This window comes from Streptomyces milbemycinicus, assembly GCF_002154605.1.
GTDB lineage: Bacteria > Actinomycetota > Actinomycetes > Streptomycetales > Streptomycetaceae > Streptomyces > Streptomyces milbemycinicus.
This window is the reverse complement of the sequence record NZ_MUNE01000838.1, coordinates 1-339: the sequence shown is the minus strand read 5'-3', so window position 1 is coordinate 339 and position 339 is coordinate 1. Positions and strand designations below refer to the sequence as shown.

Below are 339 nucleotides of genomic sequence, written 5' to 3'. Positions count from 1 at the left end.
CCCGGCGTAGCGCCGGCGCAGCCCGCGCCGCGGTGGACCAGGTCGGAAGGGGTTCCGCAGGCCCATCGCGTGAAGTGGTCGCAACTCCCCGAAGGCTGCTGCTTTCTGTCCGATTCAGCGTCAATTATGAGGTAATGGGCGATCACCCTTTCGTGTGCTTTTCACCAAAGACCTCAAGGGCTTCCGGGGCGTCGCCGACAAAGGATGCGTGAGTACCCTTGCGCACACCACGATGACCGCGGCTCGCCCCGCCGATTCCGGCCTCGCCGGCCCGGGCGAGCTTGACCGCTACCCCTACGCCGACGCCCCTGGCGGCGACCGCGGCGGCGCCCCCTCCTG

1 pseudogene is annotated in these 339 nt (G+C 68.7%); it reads left to right on the top strand.

Annotation, left to right across the window (positions count from 1 at the left end):
• Positions 1 to 154 precede the first annotated feature (154 nt).
• A pseudogene (locus tag CCN51_RS47290) lies at positions 155 to 339 on the top strand (GntR family transcriptional regulator); the annotation flags it as partial.